The sequence below is a fragment of the Dyella sp. genome, assembly GCF_035508675.1.
GTDB lineage: Bacteria > Pseudomonadota > Gammaproteobacteria > Xanthomonadales > Rhodanobacteraceae > Dyella_B.
In genome coordinates, this window is the sequence record NZ_DATJMN010000084.1 from 1 (window position 1) to 2,827 (window position 2,827).

At 63.7% G+C, this 2,827-nt stretch carries 4 protein-coding genes and 1 pseudogene; 4 read left to right on the forward strand and 1 reads right to left on the reverse strand.

Translation table 11 applies throughout. The features are described 5' to 3' along the window. A partial coding sequence (locus tag VMA74_RS04785; RefSeq protein ID WP_325365336.1) for a glutathione S-transferase C-terminal domain-containing protein occupies positions 1-310 on the forward strand: 310 nt, incomplete at its 5' end. Positions 311-510: 200 nt separating this feature from the next. Beyond that, positions 511-1,053, forward strand: a complete 543-nt coding sequence (locus tag VMA74_RS04790; RefSeq protein WP_325365338.1) for a lipid A 3-O-deacylase — start codon at positions 511-513, stop codon at positions 1,051-1,053. Between the two features lie 34 nt (positions 1,054-1,087). On the opposite strand, the gene ubiE is transcribed toward VMA74_RS04790, so the two are convergent. Beyond that, positions 1,088-1,837: a bifunctional demethylmenaquinone methyltransferase/2-methoxy-6-polyprenyl-1,4-benzoquinol methylase UbiE gene (ubiE, locus tag VMA74_RS04795; RefSeq protein WP_325365340.1), complete on the reverse strand. Its 750-nt coding sequence runs from the start codon at positions 1,835-1,837 to the stop codon at positions 1,088-1,090. Positions 1,838-1,965: 128 nt separating this feature from the next. Between ubiE and VMA74_RS04800 the strand changes: the two genes are divergently transcribed. After that, positions 1,966-2,502, forward strand: coding sequence for a DsrE family protein (locus VMA74_RS04800; protein WP_325365342.1), 537 nt, complete (start codon positions 1,966-1,968; stop codon positions 2,500-2,502). A 14-nt stretch (positions 2,503-2,516) separates the two neighbouring features. Further along, positions 2,517-2,827, forward strand: a pseudogene (locus VMA74_RS04805) (ABC transporter substrate-binding protein); the annotation flags it as partial.

A 2,827-nucleotide genomic window follows, 5' to 3' on the forward strand; every position in this document is an offset into this window, starting at 1 on the left:
GGCGCTGGAACGCGATATTGCGCGGGTGCAGGAGTTGTGGAACGAGGGCTTGCGGCGCTTCGGCGGCCCCTATCTGGCGGGCGCTGCATTCACGGCGGTGGACGCGTTCTACGCCCCGGTGGTGTTCCGCCTCCAGAGTTATCAGCTGGCCGTCGACGATGCTGCCCAAGCGTATGTGCAGCGCATGCTGGCGCTGCCTTCGATGCGGGAGTGGTACGCGGCGGCGCTGAAGGAAACGTGGCGCGATCCCGACCACGAGGAAGAAACGCTGCGTCAGGGCACCTTGCTGGAGGATCTGCGCGCGGCGTGACGGCGCGCTTTGGCGCCGGTGTGTGTCGTGCGCTGCATAGCGAAATCTTCGCCTTTCCAGAACACTTGAATAAGTAGGGTGGCGGCCAGTTGCTCGGACAACTGCGCCCAAGCGTGGATGACCATCAAGCGGCTGCCCGGACGGGTAGCACAGGGGTAGGAAGCTTGGTCACCGGGCGGATGTCATTGCGCAGGTAACCCATGCTTGTCATGCCCCTTTACCGCCGCCTTGCGGCTGCCATCGTACTGAGCAGCGCGGCATGGCCGGTGCTGGCGGCTGATCCACGTTTCTCGGTGGAAGGCGGCGAAAGCTTTCTGGGCGGCTATTTCAGCTGGAACGAAGGGGCGCCTGCGGTCTTTGGCGAAGCCGTATTCGACGAACACGCCATCGGCCATAGTGCGTTCACCTGGGCGCCCGATATCACGGCAGGTTGGATCGACGGTCGGGATATCGCACGTTATCGCTATGCGCGCACCACCACGCGCGATCACATCTGGATGCTGGCCGGCGGCGTGCGCCTTCACTACGGTACGCCCGATGCGTGGTATCGCCCGCTGTTTTTCAGCTTCCAGCCGACCCTGCATACCGGCCGCACGCAAGGCTTGAGCAGCAGCTACGAATTCACCAGCACGCTGGGCTGGCAGGGCGGCCACTGGATGGTGGCCTTGCGGCACAGCTCCAATGCTTTTCTGCACATGCCCAACCGGGGCGAGAACATGGTGCTGGTGGGCATCACGTTTTAGCGACGCCAGGCGAAGGGAACAGCTTGCGGCAAGCTTACAGCTTGTAGCCGCGATGGATCGCGACGATGCCGTTGCTGAGGTTGCGCACTTCGACCCGCTCGAAACCGGCCTGCTCCATCATGCCCTTGAGCGTTTCCTGGTCGGGATGCTTGCGGATCGACTCGGCCAGGTATTGATAGCTTTCCGCGTCGCGCGCGAACAAGCGCCCCAGCGCCGGCAGCACCTGGAACGAGTGGAAGTCGTACAGCTTGCCGAACAGCTCGTTGCGCACTTTGGAAAATTCCAGCACCAGCGCGCGGCCGCCGGGCTTGAGCACGCGGCAGATATCGGCCAGCGCCTTGTCCTTGTCGGTGACGTTGCGCAAGCCGAAGGCCATGGTGACCGCATCGAAACTGTTGTCCGGGAAAGGCAGCGCTTCGGCATTCATTTGCACCCAGCGCAGCCCCGACACCACGCCCCGGTCGGTGAGCCGGTCGCGGCCCACGTTGAGCATGGCGGCATTGATGTCGCCCACGATCACGTCGCCGTTTTCGCCCACCACCGGCTTGAGCAGCGCGGCAATATCGCCGGTGCCGCCGGCCAGATCCAATACGCGGTCGCCGCGCCGGATGCCGCTGATGGCCACGAAATGACGCTTCCACAAACGATGGATGCCGAACGACATCAAGTCGTTCATCAGATCGTAGTTGCGGGCGACGGAGGTGAAGACCTGGCCGACGAGTTTTTGCTTCTCGGCGACCGGAACGTCGCGGAAACCAAAGTGGGTGGTGGGCTGCTCGCTCATGGATGCGCATGGTACAGGATGCAGGGCGTCGATAAGGCTGCCTTATCCACCGCATAGGCAAGATGAAGTGGCCTGATGCGTCCAGGCAGCGTAGCCTTGCCGCCGATACTCCCCGACAGGACGGACGCATGAAACCCTCGATTCCGCTGATCTGCATCGTTGGCCTGCTCGCCTGCGGTGCAGCTGTCGCCCAAACGCCGGCGCAGCCCATCACCGCGGCCGGCAACTATCACCCGCTGCCCAAGGCGGCCTATCAGCCCAGCCCGGCGGCGACCTACAAGGTGGTGTTTTCGCTGACCAAGAGCAGCGATAAGCCGGATCAGATCAATCCGGCCCTGGAGCGCGTGGCGCGCACGGTCAATCTCTATGCATCCGCCGGTGTGCCGCTGGATCACCTGAAATTCGTGGCGGTGGCGTACGGCCCGGCTACCCCGTTGGTGCTCGACGATGCGCACTACAAGGCGCAGTTCGGCGTAGCCAATCCGAATCTGGCGGTGATCGCGCAGTTGCGCAAGGCTGGCGTGGACGTTGCGGTGTGCGGGCAGGCCATGGCGGAACACCATTATCCGGACGAGTGGGCGTCGAAGGATGTCACCCTCAGCCTGTCCGCGCTCACCACCATTACCGAGCTGGAGCAGCAGGGCTACGCCCTGATGCCGCTGTGAGCAGGAGCCCGATCATGCCGCTGACGTGGAACCGGCGACAGAGCTTGCTGGCTGGCATGCTGGCCATGCTGTGCGGCATCGCGCAGGCCGCCCAGCCCAATTACCTGCCGCCCTGGAATCCGCCGCCGGCGGGCGGCGTTTCCTTCGCGGTGCCGCCGTTCGATGCCATTGCCGATTTGCATGGCGACATCGTCGATCCGCAGCTCACCGTGTTCTTCGCCGGCAACCAGTTCATGGTGGTGCACGATCTGGTGGAGGCTTTCAAGCAGCGCCATCCGCAATACCAGCGCGTGTTCGTCGAAACCCTTCCGCCGGGCATTCTTGC